Source organism: Yersinia frederiksenii ATCC 33641, assembly GCF_000754805.1.
In the GTDB taxonomy this organism is placed as follows: Bacteria; Pseudomonadota; Gammaproteobacteria; order Enterobacterales; family Enterobacteriaceae; genus Yersinia; species Yersinia frederiksenii.
In genome coordinates, this window is the sequence record NZ_KN150731.1 from 1,852,818 (window position 1) to 1,875,528 (window position 22,711).

Below are 22,711 nucleotides of genomic sequence, written 5' to 3' on the forward strand. Positions count from 1 at the left end.
ATGAATGATGCGTTAGGAAATAACATTGCGGCGCAAAGTTATGATGACAGTGGTCGACAAAATTACACGGTAATAACTGACGATAAGGGAAAAGATGTAAAAGCCACCATTTACAAAACACCTGACAGGGTTATTCCGGTGATTTTTTTGCCGGGTGTAATGGGGAGTAATTTGATGGACCAATCTGGTAAGCCTATATGGCGATTAGATAGCTTAGCTGGCACAGCTTGGGATTGGGTATCGGTAGGGGCAAAAAAAAGGAAAGATTTACTTTCGCCAGAAAGAACATTTGTAGACTCAGGAGGGAAAATAGAGCCAGAGTACGAAAGTGAAGTTAAACAATTTGGCACTCGCAGGGATAGAGGGTGGGGAGAAGTGGGGTATGTGAGCTACGGTCAGTTTTTACCCTGGCTTCAGGGTGCGTTAAATGATCATGATTTAATGGAAAAAAATAAAAAAAACAATAATGGTCATCTAACTCTACGTGAACAGCTGCAGAACAAAAATCTAAATGCTGAGATTGGAGAGGAAAATCTCACTAAGGACGATATCGAACTTAGTTATAAATATTTATTTCCCGTCCATGTAGTGGGTTACAACTGGCTACAGTCAAATGAAAAATCAGCAACAGTCCTAAAAGAACGAGTAAATTCAATTGTTAGTGGGTATAGCGCCCAAAATATGCTATGTGAAAAAGTTATTATTATTACTCACTCTATGGGGGGCTTTGTTGCACGTCACTATTCTGAGAACGCAGCTGGAAAAGATAATATTCTGGGAATTGTTCATGGTGTGATGCCTACACTCGGGTCACCAATGACCTATAAAAGAATGAAAGCAGGCGAAGCAGGTAATGTAGGGCGTGTTATTGGTAGCTCAGGCTCCGAAATGACTGCTGTTTTAGCACAATCACCAGGACCCTTACAGCTCTTGCCTGGCATAAGTTATGGACTGGGATGGTTGCAGATAGAGGGGGTATCAGGTGGATTACCAAAAAGTGATCCTTTCAAAGAGATATATAGCCAGAGAACTCCTTGGTGGGCTTTATGTGAAGATCGACTAATAAATCCAAATAATAAAAAAGCCTCAGATAGTGATTGGAACAATTACATTCAGTTGTTAATACAAGATGTTAAGAGCTTTATTGAAAAGTTAGACGGGAAATTTCATAAAAATACATATGCTTTTTATGGTAATGATGGTGAGAAATACCCCTCATATGAGACTCTTTACTGGAAGGATAAGGCCGGTGGCTATTATGATAAAAACAAAGATATATCAGAAATAGCTTATAGTGGAGTAATAAAAGATCCATATAATTATGAAATAAAAAATTATCGCACTGCTAAAATGCAGATTGGTTTGGAAAAAAATATATGGAGAGAAAAAACTTATATAATCGCCCCCCCTAAAGATGCAGGCGATGGTACTGTTCCAATTAAAGGGGCGAAATTCGTTAATGATGGATTACACGGAATGTTAGGTGTAGGAGTTGATCATGAGGGAGCATTTAAAAATACTGACACAGAGAATTCACGACTATTCACTCTTCGTTCTATAATAAAAATATCTCAAGATGTGAGTAAAACTACTTTGGCCTACAATAAATGAAAATAAAAAACAACATACTAATTTATACATTAGTAGCTTTGGTTTTAGCCGGCTTTGTATTATGGTTCATGTATGGTAAAACATCCTCTTTTTTTAAAGTAAAGCTAACCGATAAAGAACAGGTAAACATGGATAATTTATTGAGTAATTTACAAACAAGATGTATTGGTCGGTATTTGATCGATTTGCCATCATCATATAGTAATTCTGGTAATGATCTAATAAAAATTAAAAACAGTAAAATAATAACTAATCGAATCTATCAACCAGCATTTGAGCAATATATACGGTTACGCGAACAAGAACTTCTTGCGACAAAAAGTACATCTAACATCGATATGCCCTACCTGAAAAATACTTACCAATTACCACATGGGCTTAAAGGCATTATTTTTGAAAGAGTTGAAAACCCAAATGTCGATGATGCCTTTAGGATGTTAGAGGCATATTTATACAGTAATGGAGTGCTTATAAAAATTGAGATCAAGCTAACAAATGGTATGGCGGACCGCTATAAAAGTGATCGTAGCTCATATCCTACTGTTTATACAGACACAACATCTGAACGGATGTCAGAGCTGAATGATCTACTGGTAAGGATCCAAGGTAGGAATGAGAATGTAATCCCGACTATGGCAGGAAGTTGTATCCCAAATGCTTTTATTGCTGATAATAAAAGCGATCAAGAGAGTATAGATACTCTGTATAAAAGCAGCAATACCAGCCAGTTACGGTTTGGTGTGTCAATAAATAATTACATTCAAGAAAATGATAGTTTATTAGACCGCAGTGGGGAAATTGAGCATAATCTCTTATCAAATGATGGTTATATATTACGAAAGGGAATGCGCAAGATTAACAAACTAGATACTGAAGAGTTACTTGCAGTAGGGAAATACTCGTCAAATGATAATCAGCGCTATGATTTTATACTCATCACCAATGAAAAAGTCGGTGGAATTAAAAAACCTGTATTTAGCTTGGAACTGCTTAATGATGAATTAACGCCATCACCTTATAGTCAGAATGAAATAGTCAATTTCTGGGATGCTATAAGCCAGACGTTAAGAGTCAGGCCCGGAGCGTTCTTGGATGAGTAATTGTCTCATTAAATGCAGAAATAACTAAGGAGAAAGGAATGCCAGGACTAGTTTGCTTAGGTGATGCTACTACCCATGGGGGAAAGGTGATCACAGCGTCATCCACCATGTTTATTAATGGAGTGCAGGTTGCATTAGTCGGTGATTTAGTTTCTTGTCCCATACAAGGGCATGGAAATAATAAAATTATTGAAGGATCACCCACTGAGACGGAAGAAGGAATTTCTGTTGTAGTGAATAACTGTCAGTGTGCTTGTGGTTGTCGAGTTATTAGTTCTCATCCTGAAAATAGTATCGAGTCATAATTATGGGATGGTCTATTCCTAAAATCCCTGAGCAATCGGTATTACCTCCGCCTCGTTATAGCTTGTGGATAATTACTTTAGTCATCATGTTGATAATGGGGGCAGGATTAGCTTTATTTATTGGCCGTTTTTCGACATATATTCCGATACTCCTTTATGGTGTATTACCAGCCCTGCTGTTGTGGTTTTGTATCTTCGGGGTAATACTTAACCGTTATGAACAGTCAGGTGCATCTGCGTTTGCCTGGCATGAAGAATCACAAAAAACGAAGTCGCAATGGCAGCAATGGAGTCGAAAGCAGCTCGCTATTGTGGGGAATGTTTTATTGACCCCAGAGATTGACGGTATTAGCTCAATTATGGGGGAGCAAGCTAAAATCCCTATGTATCCTCAAAAGGCCCGCCCGTTATCGGGAGACCAACAGACTTTACCATCACGATTAAATGAGATTGATAATAAGCTCGAAAGTCAGTCTTCAGGTTATCGTCATCATTTACATACCATATATGTATTACACTCTTCAGCACTTCATCGTGAAACAGTTCAAACTTCTATTTTCGGCCAGTGGGATCTTTTACCTGAATTTGTCTCTTCTCTTGAAGAAATCAATGAATTAAATATTGAAACTGAAATCGAGGGCATGATTTTAATTTTGTGCTTACAAAACTGGCCTAATAACATACAGCAAAAATCCAGTGAACTTATTTCAGCGCAACTGATTAGCTCACCAGAATTTATTAACGCACATGGTTATCCCGTTTTGGCAGGGCTAGGAAGGCTAATGCCATTAGCCCCCGGAAATCTGTCAGATGATCTAAATATGCTTTTTGATTACAACAAATTAGATTTTAATGAATTAGAGCATGTTTGGTTTTCGGGTGATACAGAGAATACCGCGGTGAATATCGCTTTATATGCAGATTCTCATGATTGGATATTACCTAAAAAGAAACCTGTTCATTATATTGATCTGACTTTCGGCCCTCCAGGAGAACTTATTTTGGGTCTGTCTTTGAGCATGATGGTAGAAGCAGCAAGAAAAACCTCACAAAACCAACTGATTATTTATCAAAAGCCACAATCTTCTGGTTGGATGTGTCTCATTACGAAGGAGCTATTTTCATGAACCAAGAGAAAGGATCTCGACCACTACGCTATGGTTTTTGGGGATATCTTCTTCTGATTATTGGTTTGGCCGGGGTTAGTGCTCTGCTCTTGATAGTTTTCCAGCGCCAACTGGTAGATAGAGGCGTGTTGATCTCTACTGCCTGGCTAATATGGGGGGGGATTTTTTCGGCTCTTCTGATGGGGCTTATTGGGATGGCATTTTGGTGGCGATGGAAACAAAGCATAAGGCAAATTGCGTTTAAACCAAAACTACCGACGAAACAAGAAACGGAAGCAATAAATAAAACCTCATCCAACAGTAATTTAACGTCTGATATTAAAACAAGCCTCCAGCAGCAATATGGCCATTTCTGGCCCCGCAAAGTGCGCATTCTCTTACTCACCGGCAGTGCGGCTGATGTTGAACAGCTCACCCCCGGCCTGACATCGCAATACTGGCAGGAAGACAGTGGCACTGTACTGTTGTGGGGGGGGGAACTGGGTGCGCAGGCCGATAGTGCATGGCTGGGTGCTCTGCGTAAATTGCGCCGTCGTCCGCTGGATGGCGTCGTCTGGGTCACCTCTGCTTTAGCCCGTAGCCCCCAATTGGGTCAGGAAAACGGCAAAACAACACTTTCCACTGATATGATGGACAGCGTGGCGCAGGCGTTTGCTTCACGCTATGCACTCCTCGGCTGGCGGTTGCCGCTGTATGTCTGGTCACTGCATGCCGATGATGGTGCCGAGCGCATCACGCAATCAGTCGGCTGTTTACTGCCTGCGGGTTGTAAGGCTGACGAACTGAGAGCACAGCTTGTTGGGTTGGTTCCGTCCTTGATTGAGCAGGGCACGCAACAGATTAGCAGCAACACCCAGCACCCATTTTTGTTGCAACTGGCCGATCAGTTAGCACGTCAGCCGGATTCTGTCGTAGCCCCTCTTGCGACGCTGCTGAATCCCTATCGTCCCTCACCGCTGGCGGGGATTATCTTCAGTCCGACATCTGTCAATGCAAAGCGCAGCGTGAAGCACCATTGGGGCAAGGATAATCGCTGGGATGTGTTGATTGACTCACTGTCGTCATTACCCACTGGCTTGGCCGCGAAAAAGTTGGGCTTCGCCTGGCGTAAAACACTGGGAATGACGGTTGCAGGCATTATGGTGCTGTGGGGCGCGGGAATGGTAATGTCATTCCTGGTCAATCGCGACACCATTAATACCAGTGATTCTCAGGTGAAACTGGCAGCTAACGTGCAGCAGCCCCTGCCAGCGCGTCTTCAGGCACAACTGGAACTGCAACATACACTGGACCGGCTTCAATACCGCCAACGGCAAGGTGCCCCCTGGTTCAGCCGGTTTGGTCTGAGTCAAAACGATGCTTTGCTGGCTGCACTTTGGCCTCACTATCAGGCCAGCGCCACCCCCCTATTGCGTGATGCAGCCGCCCGTCACCTTGAAGAACAACTCAACACCATGGCGCAGCTTCCCCCCGATTCTCCGTTACGTGACACGTTGGTGAAACCCGCTTATGACCAGTTAAAACTCTATCTGATGTTGGCTCGTCCGGAAAAAATGGATGCAGCATGGTTTAGCACCACGCTGCTCCGCGACTGGCCACAGCGCAATGGTGTGCCGGATAGTACCTGGCAGGGCATTGGCCCGGCTCTACTGGATTTTTATGCCCGAAATCTGTCGCTGCATCCTGCCTGGCGTCTGAAGTTGGATGAAAACTTGGTCCATCAGGTGCGTACCCGGCTGATCAGTCAGATGGGAGCCCGCAACAGTGAATCATCGCTCTACCAGAAGATGTTGGCTCAGGTCGCGCACCAGTATGCTGATTTGCGTTTGTCCGACATGACTGGCGATACCGATGCTGAGCGGATCTTTACCACCGATGCCGTCGTGCCGGGGATGTTTACCCGTAAAGCCTGGGATGACGCTGTAAAACCGGCGATTGAAAAAGTGGTCAGCGAGCGTCGGGAAGAGATGGACTGGGTGCTGAGTGACAGCAAAAATGCCGTGTTGCAGCAGGATTCTCCTGAAGCACTGCAGGCACGCCTGAAAGCGCGCTATTTTGCTGACTTCTCCACCAGTTGGCTCGACTTCCTCAACAGTCTGCACTGGCAACAGGCACAGACGCTGTCGGACTCTATCGACCAGCTCACCCTGATGGCTGACGTGCGTCAGTCCCCTTTGGTGGCACTCATGAACACTTTGAGTATACAGGGGAAAACCGGGCAAACCGGTGAGGCATTGTCGGACTCGCTGGTGAAATCAGCCAAGAATCTATTAAACCGAGAGGATCAGCCTGCTATTGATCAGCAAGCCGGTGCTCAAGGACCGCTGGATGCTACTTTCGGACCCGTGCTGGCATTGATGGACATAAAAGGTGGACAGGGTACTACCAACCTCAGTCTGCCAACCTTCCTGACCCGAGTCACTCAGGTACGTCTCAAGCTTCAGCAGGTGGTGAATGCCGCTGACCCTCAGGCCATGACACAAACTCTTGCCCAGACGGTATTTCAGGGCAAGGCGGTCGATCTGACCGAAACTCGTGATTACGGCAGTCTGGTCGCAGCCAGCCTTGGTCAGGAATGGAGTGGGTTTGGGCAGACCGTGTTTGTTCAGCCGATGGAACAGGCATGGCAGCAAGTATTAACGCCCGCAGCCCAGAGCCTGAATGCCCAGTGGCAGGCCTCTATTGTTGATGATTGGAACAGCACTTTCGGCGGGCGTTATCCCTTAAAAAATACCAGCAGTGAGGTATCACTCCCATTACTGGCGCGTTACCTCAACAGCGACAGCGGGCGGATCGCTCGCTTCCTGCAAACTCGGCTCAATGGTGTGCTGCATAAAGAGGGCAGCCATTGGGTGCCGGACAGCATTAATGCTCAGGGACTGACGTTCAACCCCGCGTTCCTAAAGGCCGTGGACCAGTTAAGTTACCTATCTGACATCGTGTTTGCCGACGGTGAAGCGGGAATTCGCTTTGAACTGCGTCCGGGTACTGCCAAGGACGTGATGCAAACCGACCTGGTGATCGACAGTCAGAAGCTCAGCTATTACAACCAATTGCCCGTTTGGAAGCGTTTCATCTGGCCCAATGACACCGAAGCACCGGGTGCCAGCCTGAGCTGGATAAGCACTCAGGCTGGTACCCGGCAGTTTGCCGATCACCCCGGAGCTTGGGGGTGGATTCGTTTACTGGAGAAAGCTCAGGTGACACCGTATCAGGGAGTGAACAGCAGTTTTAATCTCACGTGGAAAGCCCCTGATGGCAGACCGCTGAACTACACCCTACGGACCGAAGCCGGAGACGGTCCGCTGGCCTTACTGAAACTGCGCAACTTTGTGTTACCGGCACAAATATTCAGTGTGGATGCAACAAACAGTGTTCAGCGACCGGATACTACAACAGGAGAGGGCGACTGATGGCGACGTTGCACACATTACTCAATGCCTGCCATGCCGAACAGCAAGCACTTTCGCAACAGGTACAGCAACAGATCACTCTCTGGGATAAATGGCTGCTGCCGATTGCGCCGGATTCTCCGGTGGGTGATGACCCCGGTTACGACGATGATTTCCAGCAGATGCGTGAAGAGGTCAACAAACTGTCCGGCGCAGACACGAGTTTGGTCTGTGCACTGGCGGAAAAACTGCTGACGGGAGCATGTAAGGATGTGCGCGTTGCGACGTACTATATCTGGGCGCGACTGCACATCGATGGTGAAGCCGGGTTAGCGGATGGCCTGGCTCTACTGGCCGGATTGATCCAACGCTTTGGCGATGAACTGCATCCGCAACGTGGTAACAGCCGCAAACTAGCACTGGAATGGCTGGCGGGTAACCGGGTGCTGGACAGCCTGTCACTCTACCCGGAAGTGGCCAAGGCTGACTTTGAACGCATCGTGGGGGCGCTGGCGTTAACCGAAGACGGAGTGAGTTGCTGGGATGAGCCCATCCGTCCTCAGCTCGGTGGTCTTTATACCGCGCTGGAAAATAGACTGATGCAGTCCGGCGGCCCTGATGCCGTCATTCCACAAAACAGCAGTTCCTCCCGTCACGTGGCCCCTGATACTCCAGCCTTGAAAGCCGTCACCTCTGGGCGTGATTTACTCGATCAGGCAAAACTGCTGGCGGCTTTTTTGCGCGACCAGCCAAATGGCTGGCTGTCGGGCCATCATCTGATGAAAAGTATTCGTTTAGACACATTACATGAATTGCCGCCGCTGGCTGCTGATGGATGTACCCGTCTGGCCCCGCCAAAGCCAGAGAACCGTGCACTGCTGAAACGTCTTTATTTGCAACAAAGCTGGCTGGAATTGCTGGAGCAAACTGACATCCTGTTTGCGCAGGGCGTCAATCACCTGTGGCTGGATCTTCAGTGGTATACCCATCAGGCACTGATGAAAACGGGGGCACCGTATGAGCGCTGGGCTGACATCATTAAGCAGGACCTGAATGGCCTGCTGACCCGCCTGCCGGGGCTCGAAGGGCTAGCATTCAATGACGGTACCCCGTTCGCCGACGAAGTGACACTGCACTGGATAAACCAGCAGGTTATGGCAGCAGAAAGTTGGGGCAGTGAACCCGCCGCCTCCGCCAGCACCGTGGGTGATGACGATATTTTGCAACTGGAGCCGGAAGCGCTGGTACAGGCCGACAGTGAAGGTGTGGAAGCCGCGTTAAACTGGCTGCAGAACCGTCCAAATGCTCGCACGCCTCGCCATCAATGGCTGATCCGCCTGCTGATGGCTCGGGTGGCCGAGCAGTACGGCAAGAACGATATGGCATTGCATTTGCTGGGTGAACTGGAGGGCAACGCAATCCAGATGACGCTGACACAATGGGAGCCGGAACTGTTGTTTGAAGTGAAAGCCCGTCGCCTGAAACTGCTGCGAATGAAAGCCAGCCGGACAGAGTCGGACAAATCGCGTCTGTATAGCGAGATGGAAAACCTGCTCGCCGGATTAGTTGCCCTCGATCCGGCAAGGGCTGCAGTCCTGTGCGGTTAATTGATAACCCTATCCTGATAAAAAGAAAACGATGAAAGACCTGACCCTGCGTTATTACGACGCTGAAATGCGTTATCTGCGCGATGCAGCCAAAGAGTTTGCCCAAACTCACCCTGACCGGGCGGCCATGTTAGATCTGGATAAACCCGGTGCGGCTGATCCTTACGTTGAGCGTCTGTTTGAAGGTTTTGCCTTCTCCATGGGGCGACTACGTGAAAAAATTGACGACGACCTGCCGGAGTTCACCGAAGGGTTGGTGAGCATGCTGTGGCCACACTATCTGCGCACCATTCCCTCGCTGTCGGTGGTGGCGCTGACCCCGGATGTTCCGGCGATGAAAATGGCCGAAACCGTACCTGCAGGCATGGAGGTTTATTCACGGCCAATTGGGCCAAAAAACACCGTCTGTCAGTACCGAACCACCCGCGATATGGCACTCAACCCACTCGCCGTCTCAACAGTTGTGATGGCGACGGAGCCCGATGGCCGCTCTGTATTGCGTCTGCGGCTGGCATGCAGCCCGCAGGCTGACTGGTCGCAGGTGGACTTGCATCGTCTGTGTTTTTATCTGGCGGGAGAGGCGTCGGTCAGCAGTGCGTTACATCTGGCACTGACTCGGCGTCAGGCCGCACTTTATTTACGTTTGCCCAATCAGGCCGACCGGATAAAGCTGGATGGCTGGTTTTCACCCGGTGGTTTTGCAGACGAAGATCTGCTGTGGCCCAAAGGCGACAGTGCATTTAGTGGCTATCAGTTATTGCTGGAATATTTCACTTTCCGCGAGAAGTTTATGTTCGTGCACCTAAATGGACTGGATACGGTGACGTTGCCTGCGGGGATTGCCTGGTTTGATATCGAAGTGGTATTTGACAGCCAGTGGCAAAGTGACCTCCCGGTAAGGAATGACGCGCTTCACTTGCATTGTGTTCCAGTGATTAACCTGTTTTCTCTGGAAGCTGACCCGTTGACCATCAATGGGCTAGAAAGTGAGTATATGCTGCGCCCGCGGCGCCTGCAGGATGGGCACACCGAAATTTACTCCGTGGACACGGTGACCGGTTCGCAACGGACATCCGATGCCACCTATGTTCCTTTTACCAGTTTTCGCCATCGCGGCGGAATGCAGCGACGTCATGCGCCGGAACGTTATTACCATACCCGCGTAAAACGGGGAGTGACCGGATTGCATGATACCTGGTTGCTCCTTGGAGGCCAGCAGTGGGAAGCGGACAGACTGTTCAATCGCGAGGCGGTATCGCTGAAAATTACCGGTACCAATGGCCAGCTACCGCGCAAAGCATTACAGAGCACGTTGTTGGACCGTTGCGAAGCGGTGTTACAGACATCGCTGAAAGTGCGCAATCTCTGTAAGCCTACGCTACCGTCTTATCCTCCGGCGGAAGACCACTTTCAGTGGCGGGTACTGAGTCACCTAGGTTCAAGCTATCTCAACCTGATGAGCAGCGCACAAGTGCTGCGTGGGACGCTGGAGCTATACAACTGGCAGGGGGATGAACTGAATAACCGGCGTCTTGACGCCATTCAACATGTGCAGCACCACCAGACTCAGCGTTTTGAAAAGGGCTTTCTGCTGCGAGGCATCGACATTGAAGTGACATTGGATGGCAACGGTTTTACCGGTGAGGGTGACATTCATCTTTTCGGGGAGATGCTCAACCGTTTCTTTGCCCTTTACGCTGACATCCATTTGTTTAATCAACTCACCCTTATCGTCCAGCCTGCCGGGAAATGTATCCGATGGAAAGAGAATCACAATCAGCGTCTGCCCGGCTAATCGAACAACTGCGCGATAAACTGCCCTATACCCAGTTTTATCGCTTCTGTCAGTTACTGGAACAAAGCCAGCCGGATGCTCCTCCGCTGGGTAGCCACTGGCAGGTGAGGCATGACCCGGTTCGTTTTCGTCCGCATCCGGGCATGGGTTTTCCGGCCAGTGAATTTAAACGGGTGGAGATACCCGAACATGCACACCTTCCGCCGACCATTCGCACTACCTTTATGGGGCTGTATGGTGTGGAGTCACCACTGCCTACTGCGTATATCGACGATATAACCCAGCGCAGGGAAGGGTATGAGGCGGTCAGCGATTTTCTGGATATTTTCAATCACCGGTTGATCACTCAGTACTACCGTATCTGGCGTAAGTACTCTTATCCGGCCAGTTTTTCTCCCGGCGGTACGGATAAAACCTCTCAGTATCTGTTGAGCCTCTGTGGTCTGGGTATTGAGGGATGTGCACAGAATATCGCCACGCCGGTATCCCGCTTTCTGGCACTAACCGGCATGATGCGCCTGCCCACGCGAACCAGTGAGGGCATAATTGCGCTGGTTCAGTTACTGGCACCGGAAACAGAGGCCCGCGTGATAGCGCATGATCGCTGCCGTATCCCCTTGCGCAATCCACTGGCACTGAGTGCGCGCCACCCCGTCAGCATGAGTAATAGCCCGGTGATGGGCAGTCATGCTGTGGATGTTAATAGTCAGATATTACTGCGACTGAAGACGGATAACCCCGATGAAGCTAGAGCGTGGCTACCTGGTGGGCAGTTACACACGGACTTTCTGGCGTTATTGCAGGTGTATCTTGGGTCGCGGCTGAATGTGCGTTTACAGCTGTCTGTCTTACGCTCGTTGTTGCCTGATGCCCAACTTTCCTGTCAGCCGAACAGTACGGGTATTCTGTTAGGTCGAACCTCCGTGATGCGAACACAGCGCGCCACTGTGACGACACCAACTGATATTGAAATAATCACGATTAATCTGGGCCGCTATCAGCGTGTTCAGGAAAATTTTCACCGAAGGGAAACCGATGAACATGGCGATTATCGCTGGTAAAACACGTTTTGCATTACTGATGCTGGTGATGATATCTACTCTGAGTGGGTGTGGACTGACCCAGAAAGTGAGTGACAGCACCGTTGCCATGACAAAATCCATTTTTTATAAGCAGGTGAAAACACTGCATCTGGATATACAGGCACGGGACGCGGTAAACAACAATGCGACAGGCGCTCCGCTGGCCACGGTGGTGCGTATCTATCAGCTACATGATCGTAAAACGTTTGATGGCACCGATTATCCCTCTTTATTTGCCGAGGACAGCCATGCCATCAAAGCTGATCTGGTTGCCGAGAAAGACATCCGTATTCGTCCAGGCGCTGCTGTGTCCATTGATATGCCAATGGACGAAAAAGCGCAGTATGTGGCGGTGGTAGGTATGTTTCTGGCTCCCGATATTGCTAACAACACCTGGCGGGTGGTGTTGAGCCGTGATGATCTCGACCCCGATAAGGCTCGTCAGATTGAACTGAATAATCATGGGATGACACTGTTACCTTTGAAGGATAAGTAATATGTCCCAGCCTTCTCTCTATGAAATGCTGTTCGGTAACGTAGCTGGTGGCCTTGATCTCGATCAGGTGAACGAAACTCATCAGGGAATTCTATCGGTGGTCGACAATATGCAGCGCATTCTTAACTGCCGTGCTGGTACGCTCAGCCATCTGCCAGATTACGGCCTACCAGACATGAGCAAAATTCTGCAGGGGATGCCCGGCACCGCGCATTCACTGCTGACCACGCTATCTAACACATTGCTAAAATATGAGCCACGGCTGAAAAGTCTCAACGTTGTGCTGCTGCCGCAATCCTCTCCGGGGCATTTGGAGTATGGGATTGATGCCGAGCTGAAAGAGTATGGGTTGGTGCACTTTGGTACAGTGTTTATGCCAGAAGGCCGAGTGTTGATACGTCATCTTAAACAACAAAATTATCTCAATCCGGACGAGCCCTTTTAACGCCGGTTCAGGGAAGACAATCTCATGATATTGAATACTGAACGTTCGCTGAAAACTGGCGGTGACCCGCGCCACCTGGCTGAATTTAGCGCCTTACGTGACGAAATCGGCAAGCTACATCACCCTGCTCGCCCGGATGTTAATTGGGGACGAGTGGAGCATTTGTGTTTGGCACTGTTCCGCCAGAATGGGGTTGAGTTACAGACCACTGTTGATTTTACTCTGGCTCGGACTCATCTTGCGGGATTAGCAGGATTGTGTGAGGGGCTTGAGCTACTGGCGGGATTACTCTCCCATCAATGGACTGCATTGTGGCCACCGCAAACACATGCCCGGGTTGAGTTGTTGGCGTGGTTGAGTGACCGGTTGCAGCAAGTCTGGCGGACAATGACACCGTGCTACGGTGATTTGGCGCTGATTTACCGGGCAGAACGAGCTCTGGAACAGTTGTGTACTCAGCTGCAAACGCTGGAGCTTAAACACCTGAGTAAATTGGACGGTGTTCGTTTGATGTTGCATAACACCGCACTGCGTTTGGAAAGTGCCGAGGTAGCCTCTGATAGTTCCGACCGATCAAATATACCCGCGCGGCATGCTGGTATATCAGACCCACAATCTCAATCCGAACCGATATTTCCTCCGATGGCGGCCAGTGAGCCACTGGTTTATATCGTCAATGAGCCTGTCATCCCACGAGTTCAGGTCGCTTTGCCTGTGCCTCCTGCGCCTGCGGCCCCACGCTGGAATGCTAAGCACGGTTTTGTTGCTGGTTTATCATTGATGGCGGTGCTGGTGGCAGGCGGTTTCTTTATCTGGCAATCGGTATCATCCAGTCCGTTACAGGAGGCGTTGCTGGCCAGCTCTGCCCCTTTACCTGTGCCTCTGTCCAACAAATCAATCGATGAATTGAAAAAATACACTTCGGATAAAACATTGGCTGCTTTGGCTGAGCCTGTATTGCAGGGAACAGGTTCACAATTAGAGCAGCTAACACTGCTGCCACCATTGTGGTCACAGGCGCAAGGCGATGGATTGTTGTCACAGGCACAACAACTTTGGCCGGCCAGTCAAGAGGTCAAGCGGCTGAATTCTTTGTGGCAACAACAGCGAGAAGCCGCTGCTGCGCCCGTGGCTGAGTTGGAGCAATTTGCACTGGCACAAGAACGTTTACGACAACTTGCGGAACGTCTGAATGGGTTGGATGAGAAAAAAGGGCGTTACATGACAGTTTCTGAACTTAAATCAGTGGTATTTGCGATTCAACAACCGCTGGAAAAGACATTGCCACTGGAAGAGCTGCTGCGGCAGTATCAGGCACAATCCACAATAGGGCAAACTCCGCCCTCGGCACTGCGCCAACAGATAGATAGCCGGTTTACTCAGCTATTGAACCGCTATGCACTGATAGCTGACTCCGCAGATACACACTTAGTCACTCACTCATCACGAGATTAGTATTTGGTAATTATGTAACCAAAACTGGCTATCCGTTCTTTTTCTGCCGCTAGGAATGTTTAAATTCCGCAAAACAAAAAAACCAGCTTAATAGCTGGTTTTTTTGTTTTCTGGGGCTAGGATTATAATCTTTCACTATTTTGGCGTCTGCACAGATAGGACCATACTGCTAGTCTGTTAAGAGTGTCGGATTGACCGTGACAAAAAATACTTAATGCTGCATTGTAGAAAATGAAGATGACTATAATCCGCGGGACTATATCTTTTGCACATAATCTTGCTGTGCTGTATATATTTTCGTTCATTGCTGCGTTAAATATAAGACCATTCTTGGGTTATTATTTATTGAATAGAAAAAGCATATTATGTTATGCACTGAAGACTTTGTTATTGATTTGATAATCTAATGTTTTGTATTTTTAATTAAAAAACATTAGCGTGTTAATTGGTTTTTTAATGCATTGAACCCAATATTTGTGATTGAACATAAAATTTATACATTTAATTCACTCAGGGTAATTAGCTAATATGGCGCGACAATATGAAAGATATAACTAAAAAATACATTATCAACGATCTATGTATCCGTAAATTAATAGTTACAAAGAACAATAAACTGGTTGAACCTGTCTTGTTGGTATTAAAAACCACTATAACAATGTTTGATAGCATAAAAGATCGTGATATAAAGGCCTTGTACTACAGAATTTCGCTATCGGTTAAGGTTCGTTTAACTTTGTTTAACTTTTTTAATTTCGTTTATATTACGTTTAACATCACTAGTATGTTGTCTAAAACGCGTAATAGTAACAGAAAAAAGTATAGGAACAGCTCCTTATAAAGGATCAGTGAGGATATATATGAAAGGCGTGGCAATTACAATACTAATGCTAAGTACGGCTCTGATGGGTTGTACAACAAAAGCGAAGACAGAATCAGAACAACAGACAGCCGCTATCATTAAAAAAAGCACTAACGATCAGTGCGTCAATAACTTCTCTATGGTTAAAAAACTGAATGCGAATGATTTCGCTGTATTCAGAGGGCAATTTGATAAGATTAACGATATGTATGCATTCTTGGAGCAAAATAGGAATATCCTTGACAATGATCCTAAGCAGCTTATTTCGTTAGAACTAGATTCAAAACTGAAAATGGTGTGTGCCAGAGTTAGAAACACTGCTTTCAACGAAGTACAAAATAAAGTGAATTATCTTTCTCGTATTTAGTATTTTTGTGTTATGACATCTTGACCCGTTTAATCTGTTTGTACCTAATAGTGCTTATTTTCTATTGTTTTATTTTCAATGCACTTTATCGTTGCTTTAGATAAGCGGGTTTATTAGCTATTCTTATACGGAAAGATAATTAATTTTACGAGTAATTAGAGCTGTTTGGCTGGCTAAACAGCTTGTTCATTATTCGTGCGCGTTATTAAATCACACTTTTAGTGACATACCTACTTTAGGCCACAAGGATAGGTCAAACTCATCACGTGTATCGTACTGATGTTATTGGCCTTTTTGTTGCTAACGCAATGACTCTATATCTGCATCATTAGGGTTATATTGCCCATTAAAAATCGGAACTTTGAATTTATTATGAACGGTTTCTATTCATATAAATCATTTATGCGGATGGTCGCGCTAAATACTCTATTAGTGCAATTAATGCTGCCAATTGTGATTGCGTTTACCCCACTTATTTCTGCATCTGCTCGTGCTAATGAATTAGATGAGCAGATGGCGAGAATGCGCTCGTCGGGTATTCTGACGGAACCGAATACCACGGAACCTAAACGTGGCGGACAGTCCGCACCTATCTTATCTGAAAACCCATTTTTTGCGCCTTCTTTACCGTCAGAGGCTCCCTTGAATGGTTCAACGACGCCTCTTTTTGCACCGGAAGAGACATCTAAAAGTATCACTGAATTACCCGATTTAGGCAGTATTCAGAATGATATCGACGTGAACAATAAGCTTCCCGTAACAGAGGATAATGTTGCCAGTGCTGCGACTCAGCTTTGGGGCATTATGGGTAACGATAATAGCAGCCGAGCGGCAGAAAGTGCCGTCACTGGCGTTGCTGCTGGTTTGGCCTCACAGGCAGCAGCTGACTGGCTAGGTCAGTATGGTAATGCCAGAGTGCAACTCAATTCGAACAGTATCGGTAATGCCGATGTGCTGATCCCGTTAACTGAAACGCAAAATAATCTGTTATTTGGTCAGTTAGGTGTGCGTTACAACGGGGAAAGAACGACCAATAACGTCGGCCTTGGGGTGCGAAGCTTCACCGACAGTTGGATGTTTGGTGTTAACACTTTTTATGACTATGACCTGACTGGCAAAAATAGTCGTTTGGGGGTGGGCGGTGAAGCTTGGACCGACAACCTTAAATTCTCTGCTAATGGTTATTTCCGGTTGACTGACTGGCATCAGTCGGTGCTGGCTGATATGGAAGATTATAACGAACGTCCGGCGAATGGTTTTGATGTCCGCGCAGAGGCTTATCTACCTAGCTACCCACAACTGGGTGGCCGTTTAATGTATGAAAAATATTTTGGCAAAGGTGTCGCCCTGAATTCTGGTAGCACGAGCCCTGACGATTTGGGCGATTCCCCTTCGGCTTTCACTGTGGGGCTCAATTACACACCAATTCCACTATTTACTGTCGATGTGGCACATAAGAAAGGTCAAAATACCAATAACGAATTACAACTTGGCCTGAACTTTAATTACCGTTTTGGGGTGCCCTGGGTCGATCAAATTAATAAGAATGCAGTTGGCTTGATGCGCAGCCTAATGGGCAGCCGCTATGATATTGTTGATCGCAATTACAATATCGTCATGCAATATGAGAAACAGGATTTAATCAAGCTGACATTGCCAGAAACACTGGCTGCTTATGCGATTACCAATCTCTCGTTAACAGGCAATATCACTGCTAAATATGGCGCAGAGAGAATGGAATGGAGTGCTCCGGCATTAATGGCTGCTGGGGGATCAATAATACCGCTGACCATGGAGTCCGCGTCTGTCACTCTTCCGCCTTATCAACAAGTTCAAACCGCTAACAGCTATCAGATCAGTGCTGTTGCTTATGATGTGCGCGGTAATCGCTCTAATACAGCAACCACTACCCTCGTGGTGCAAGAGTCGCCGCAACAAATTTCCCTCACCCTCAGTGGTGGCAGTAATACCGCGGTTGCCGATGGTAATGCTCCGGTAAGTTATATCGCGACCGTGGTTGATACGAGTGGCACGGTAGCAACTCCATTAGCAGGGATGAATATCGCGTTTGATTCCACCGTGGGTAATGTGTTGACCCCAAATGCGGTTACGGATAATCAGGGCAAAGCGAATATTACTATCAAAAGTACGCTCGCCGGTGGCGGGCATATCCACGGTGTATTGGATAACGGTAACCGTGCGCAAGCGCCGTTGATATTTATTGCCGATAGCAGTACGGCAGAGATAGTGAGTGGCAACCTAACGGTCACAACTGACAACGCCACTGCAAATGGCAGTGACAGTAATGCGGTGCAGGTTTTGGTCACAGATGCGAATGGCAATCCTGTCTCTAACGAGATGGTCAGCTTCAGTGTGGATAATGGCAATCTGGCTAATCCGAATGCAAACACGGGCCCAGATGGTATCGCCACGATGACGTTGACCAACACTGCGGCGGGTACCACGGTGGTAACGGCGACGGTAAATGGTAGTAATGTCAGTGAGAACACCACCTTTAAGGCAGATGCGACTACGGCCGAGATTGCAGACACAGATTTCACCATCGCCAGCGGCGCGGTAGCTAATGGCAGTGCCACCAATGCACTGAGTGCTACGGTGAAAGATGCCGGGGGCAATACCGTGCCGAATGTCAGTGTCACTTTTGCAGTGACCGGTGGCGCGACTTTTGCGGGCGGTACTCAGACCAGTTTGACGGTAACTACCGACAATAGTGGGGTGGCGACAGCCAGGCTAGTGAGTCTGGTAGCCGGTGATCACCCGGTCACGGCCACCGTGGGGACGAACACTACGGCGGCGAAGAATTCGACCTTTATTGCCGATGAAACCACCGCGGTGATTGCCGCGACCGACTTTACCGTTGCCAGTGGCGCGGTAGCCAATAGCACTGCCACCAACGCGTTGAGTGCCACGGTGAAAGATGCCGGGGGCAATACTGTACCGAATATCAGCGTCACTTTTGCGGTAACCGGCGGGGCGACCTTTGCGGGCGGTACTCAGACCAGTCTGGCGGTAATTACCGACAACAACGGCGTGGCGACAGCCAATCTGGTGAGTCTGGTAGCTGGCGATCACCCGGTTACTGCCACCGTCGGGACCAATACCACCGCGGCGAAGAACGCGACCTTTATTGCCGATGAAACCACCGCGGTGATTGCCGCGACCGACTTTACCGTTGCCAGCGGAGCCGTGGCTGATAATAGTGCCACTAATGCGTTGAGTGGCACAGTGAAAGACAGTCATGGCAATACCGTGCCGAATGTCAGTGTCACTTTTGCGGTAACCGGCGGGGCGACCTTTGCGGGTGGCACCTCAACCAGTCTGACGGTGACTACCGACAATAGTGGGGTGGCGACAGCCAGGCTAGTGAGTCTGGTAGCCGGTGATCACCCGGTCACGGCCACCGTGGGGACCAATACCACGGCAGCGAAGAATTCGACCTTTATTGCCGATGAAACCACCGCCGTGATTGCGGCGACAGACTTTACCGTTGCCAGTGGCGCGGTAGCTGATAATAGTGCCACTAATGCGTTGAGTGCCACAGTGAAAGACAGCCATGGCAATACCGTGCCGAACGTCAGCGTCACTTTTGCGGTAACCGGCGGGGCGACCTTTGCGGGCGGCACCTTAACCAGTCTGGCGGTAACTACCGACAATAGTGGGGTGGCGACAGCCAGTCTGGTGAGTCTGGTAGCCGGTGATCACCCGGTCACGGTCACCGTAGGGACCAACACTACGGCGGCGAAGAACGCGACCTTTATTGCCGATGAAACCACCGCGGTGATTGCCGCGACTGACTTTACCGTTGCCAGTGGAGCCGTGGCTGATAATAGTGCCACTAATGCACTGAGTGCCACGGTGAAAGATGCCGGGGGCAATACCGTGCCGAATATCAGCGTCACTTTTGCGGTAACCGGCGGGGCGACCTTTGCGGGGGGCACCCAGACCAGTCTGGCGGTGACGACTGACAACAACGGCGTGGCGACAGCCAATCTGGTGAGTCTGGTGGCGGGCGATCACCCTGTCACAGCGACGGTGGGAACCCACACTACGGCGGCGAAGAATTCGGCCTTTATTGCCGATGAAACCACCGCGGTCATTGCGGCGACCGACTTTACCGTTGCCAGCGGAGCCGTGGCTGATAATAGTGCCACTAATGCACTGAGTGCCACAGTGAAGGACAGTCATGGCAATACCGTGCCGAACGTCAGTGTCACTTTTGCAGTAACCGGTGGGGCGACTTTTGCGGGTGGCACCTCAACCAGTCTGGCGGTGACTACTGACAACAACGGGGTGGCGACAGCCAGTCTGGTGAGTTTGGTGGCGGGCGATCACCCGGTCACGGCCACCGTCGGGACCAACACCACCGCGGCGAAGAACTCGACCTTTATTGCCGATGAAACCACCGCGGTGATTGCGGAGACCGATTTCACCGTTGCCAGCGGAGCCGTGGCTGATAATAGTGCCACTAACGCACTAAGTGCCACGGTGAAAGACAGTCATGGCAATACCGTGCCGAATGTCAGTGTTACCTTTGCAGTAACCGGCGGGGCGACCTTTGCGGGCGGCACCCAGACCAGTCTGGCGGTGACTACTGACAACAACGGCGTGGCGACAGCCAATCTGGTGAGTCTGGTGGCGGGTGACCATCCTGTCACAGCGACGGTGGGAACCAATACTACGGCGGCGAAGAATTCGGCCTTTATTGCGGATGAAACCACCGCGGTGATTGCCGCGACTGACTTTACTGTCGCCAGTGGCGCGGTAGCTGATAATAGTGCCACCAATGCGTTAAGTGCCACAGTGAAAGATGCCGGGGGCAATACCGTGTCGAACGTCAGTGTCACCTTTGCGGTAACCGGCGGGGCGACTTTTGTTGGCGGTACCCAAACCAGTCTGGCGGTAACTACCGACAATATTGGGGTGGCGACAGCCAATCTGGTGAGCCTGGTGGCGGGCGATCATCCGGTCACGGTCACCGTGGGGACGAACACTACGGCGGCGAAGAATTCGACCTTTATTGCCGATGAAACCACCGCGGTGATTGCGGCGACCGACTTTACCGTTGCCAGCGGAGCCGTGGCTGATAATAGTGCCACTAATGCACTAAGTGCCACGGTGAAAGACAGTCATGGCAATACCGTGCCGAACGTCAGTGTTACCTTTGCGGTAACCGGCGGGGCGACCTTTGCGGGTGGCACTCAGACCAGTTTGACGGCAACCACTAACAACAACGGCATAGCAACCGCTGAGCTGGTGAGTCTGGTGGCCGGTGATCACCCGGTCACGGCGACAGTGGGAACCCACACTACGGCAGCGAAGAACTCGACCTTTATTGCCGATGAAACCACCGCGGTGATTGCGGCGACCGACTTTACCGTCGCCAGTGGCGCGGTAGCTGATAATAGTGCCACTAACGCACTAAGTGCCACGGTGAAAGACAGTCATGGCAATACCGTGCCGAATGTCAGTGTTACCTTTGCGGTAACCGGTGGGGCGACCTTTGCGGGTGGCACCTCAACCAGTCTGACGGTGACGACTGACAACAACGGCATAGCAACCGCCAATCTGGTGAGTCTGGTGGCGGGCGACCACCCGGTCACGGCGACTTTGGGAACCAATACTACGGCGGCGAAGAACGCGACCTTTATCCCGGATGAGGCTACCGCGGTCATTGCGGCGACAGACTTCGCCGTTGCCAGCGGAGCCGTGGCTGATAATAGTGCCACTAACGCGCTAAGTGCCACAGTGAAAGATGCCGGGGGCAATACCGTGCCGAATATCAGTGTCACTTTTGCAGTGACCGGCGGGGCGACCTTTGCGGGCGGCACCGATACCAGTCTGATAGCAACCACTGACAACAACGGCATAGCAACCGCCGAGCTGGTGAGTCTGGTGGCCGGCGATCATCCGGTTACGGCCACCGTGGGGAGCAACACCACGGCGGCGAAGAACGCGACCTTTATTGCTGATGAAACCACTGCCGTGATTGCGGCGACCGACTTTACCGTTGCCAGCGGAGCCGTGGCTGATAATAGCGCTACCAATGCGTTGAGTGCCACGGTGAAAGATGCCGGGGGCAATACCGTGCCGAACGTCAGTGTCACTTTTGCGGTAACCGGCGGGGCGACCTTTGCGGGCGGCACCTCAACTAGTCTGGCGGTGACGACTGACAACAACGGCGTGGCGACAGCCAATCTGGTGAGTCTGGTGGCCGGTGATCATCCGGTTACGGCCACCGTGGGCACTAATACCACCGCGGCGAAGAACTCGACCTTTATTGCCGATGAAACCACCGCGGTCATTGCCGCGACTGACTTTACTGTCGCCAGCGGAGCTGTAGCCAGTGGTACTGCCACCAACGCGTTAAGTGCCACGGTGAAAGATGCCGGGGGCAATACCGTGCCAAATATCAGTGTCACTTTTGTGGTGACCGGCGGGGCGACCTTTGCGGGCGGCACCCAGACCAGTCTGGCGGTGACTACTGATAACAACGGCGTGGCGACAGCCAATCTGGTGAGCCTGGTGGCCGGCGATCATCCGGTTACGGCCACCGTGGGGACCAATACCACGGCGGCGAAGAACTCGACCTTTATCGCAGGGGATATCAGTGGTGATAATTCCACCTTATTCATTGATAAAAATATTATCCCGGCTGATGGTAGTTCATCGTTAGTTATCACATTTACCGCTAGAGATGAACACAACAATCTGGTTCAAGGGGCTAATGTTAGATTTGATATAAATGGTATCGATAGTGGTGTAACTCTGGGGCAAGTTAATGAGACTCAAGGTATCTATACGGCAACTTTAATCTCTACTAAAAAAGGTCTCGGTAATATATCCGTCTCTAATGACAATATTGTCATTGATGATATGGCGGCCTTACCCTTTGGAGTCTATAGGCCAACCCTGGAAATTTCGGTTAATTAATATTGGAAAATGGTTTATTGCCCTAAATGTTAATGGAAGTTACATCTTCTACAGGGAGATAATAGCAGGGACGCTATAATCTCTTTATCGAGGATGTTTATAACCACATAAATAAA

The 22,711-nt window shown here is 49.3% G+C and carries 13 protein-coding genes; all 13 read left to right on the plus strand.

Features of this window, described 5'->3' with window-relative positions:
• The 13 genes from DJ58_RS13490 (at nt 1) to DJ58_RS13425 (ending at nt 22,595) form a co-directional block, all read left to right on the plus strand.
• Nucleotides 1-1,611, plus strand: coding sequence for an esterase/lipase family protein (locus DJ58_RS13490; protein ID WP_004711805.1), 1,611 nt, complete (start codon nt 1-3; stop codon nt 1,609-1,611).
• Nucleotides 1,608-2,711, plus strand: coding sequence for a T6SS immunity protein Tli4 family protein (locus tag DJ58_RS13485; protein ID WP_226977645.1), 1,104 nt, complete (start codon nt 1,608-1,610; stop codon nt 2,709-2,711). The genes DJ58_RS13490 and DJ58_RS13485 overlap by 4 nt, the downstream gene beginning before the upstream one ends.
• Nucleotides 2,712-2,749: 38 nt before the next feature.
• The gene (locus DJ58_RS13480) at nt 2,750-3,016 is read left to right on the plus strand and encodes a PAAR domain-containing protein (protein ID WP_032911749.1); all 267 of its coding nucleotides are present in this window, start codon (nt 2,750-2,752) and stop codon (nt 3,014-3,016) included.
• 2 nt (nt 3,017-3,018) lie between these two features.
• A complete protein-coding gene (locus DJ58_RS13475; RefSeq protein WP_004711801.1) occupies nt 3,019-4,143 on the plus strand; it encodes a hypothetical protein in 1,125 nt (374 codons plus the stop codon).
• A 179-nt stretch (nt 4,144-4,322) separates the two neighbouring features.
• Nucleotides 4,323-7,556 (plus strand): ImcF-related family protein, encoded by a 3,234-nt coding sequence (locus tag DJ58_RS13470; RefSeq protein WP_004711799.1) that lies wholly within the window; start codon nt 4,323-4,325, stop codon nt 7,554-7,556.
• Nucleotides 7,556-9,142 carry a type VI secretion system protein TssA gene (gene tssA / locus DJ58_RS13465; RefSeq protein ID WP_032911748.1) on the plus strand — a complete coding sequence of 529 codons (1,587 nt, stop codon included), beginning with the start codon at nt 7,556-7,558 and terminating at the stop codon, nt 9,140-9,142. Before DJ58_RS13470 ends, tssA begins: the two co-directional genes overlap by 1 nt.
• Before the next feature lie 31 nt (nt 9,143-9,173).
• Nucleotides 9,174-10,937 (plus strand): type VI secretion system baseplate subunit TssF, encoded by a 1,764-nt coding sequence (tssF, locus tag DJ58_RS13460; protein ID WP_004711797.1) that lies wholly within the window; start codon nt 9,174-9,176, stop codon nt 10,935-10,937.
• Nucleotides 10,901-11,998: a type VI secretion system baseplate subunit TssG gene (gene tssG / locus DJ58_RS13455; RefSeq protein ID WP_172460449.1), complete on the plus strand. Its 1,098-nt coding sequence runs from the start codon at nt 10,901-10,903 to the stop codon at nt 11,996-11,998. The genes tssF and tssG overlap by 37 nt, the downstream gene beginning before the upstream one ends.
• The gene (gene tssJ / locus DJ58_RS13450; protein WP_279624985.1) at nt 11,979-12,515 is read left to right on the plus strand and encodes a type VI secretion system lipoprotein TssJ; all 537 of its coding nucleotides are present in this window, start codon (nt 11,979-11,981) and stop codon (nt 12,513-12,515) included. The genes tssG and tssJ overlap by 20 nt, the downstream gene beginning before the upstream one ends.
• A gap of 1 nt (nt 12,516) precedes the next feature.
• Complete coding sequence (tssE, locus tag DJ58_RS13445) at nt 12,517-12,960, plus strand: type VI secretion system baseplate subunit TssE (RefSeq protein ID WP_004711790.1); 444 nt, start codon at nt 12,517-12,519, stop codon at nt 12,958-12,960.
• A 24-nt stretch (nt 12,961-12,984) separates the two neighbouring features.
• Complete coding sequence (locus tag DJ58_RS13440) at nt 12,985-14,415, plus strand: VasL domain-containing protein (protein WP_004711789.1); 1,431 nt, start codon at nt 12,985-12,987, stop codon at nt 14,413-14,415.
• An 860-nt stretch (nt 14,416-15,275) separates the two neighbouring features.
• The gene (locus DJ58_RS13430) at nt 15,276-15,644 is read left to right on the plus strand and encodes a hypothetical protein (protein ID WP_032911743.1); all 369 of its coding nucleotides are present in this window, start codon (nt 15,276-15,278) and stop codon (nt 15,642-15,644) included.
• Nucleotides 15,645-16,016: 372 nt separating this feature from the next.
• Nucleotides 16,017-22,595, plus strand: coding sequence for an Ig-like domain-containing protein (locus DJ58_RS13425; RefSeq protein ID WP_098906694.1), 6,579 nt, complete (start codon nt 16,017-16,019; stop codon nt 22,593-22,595).
• The last annotated feature ends 116 nt before the right edge of the window (nt 22,596-22,711 follow it).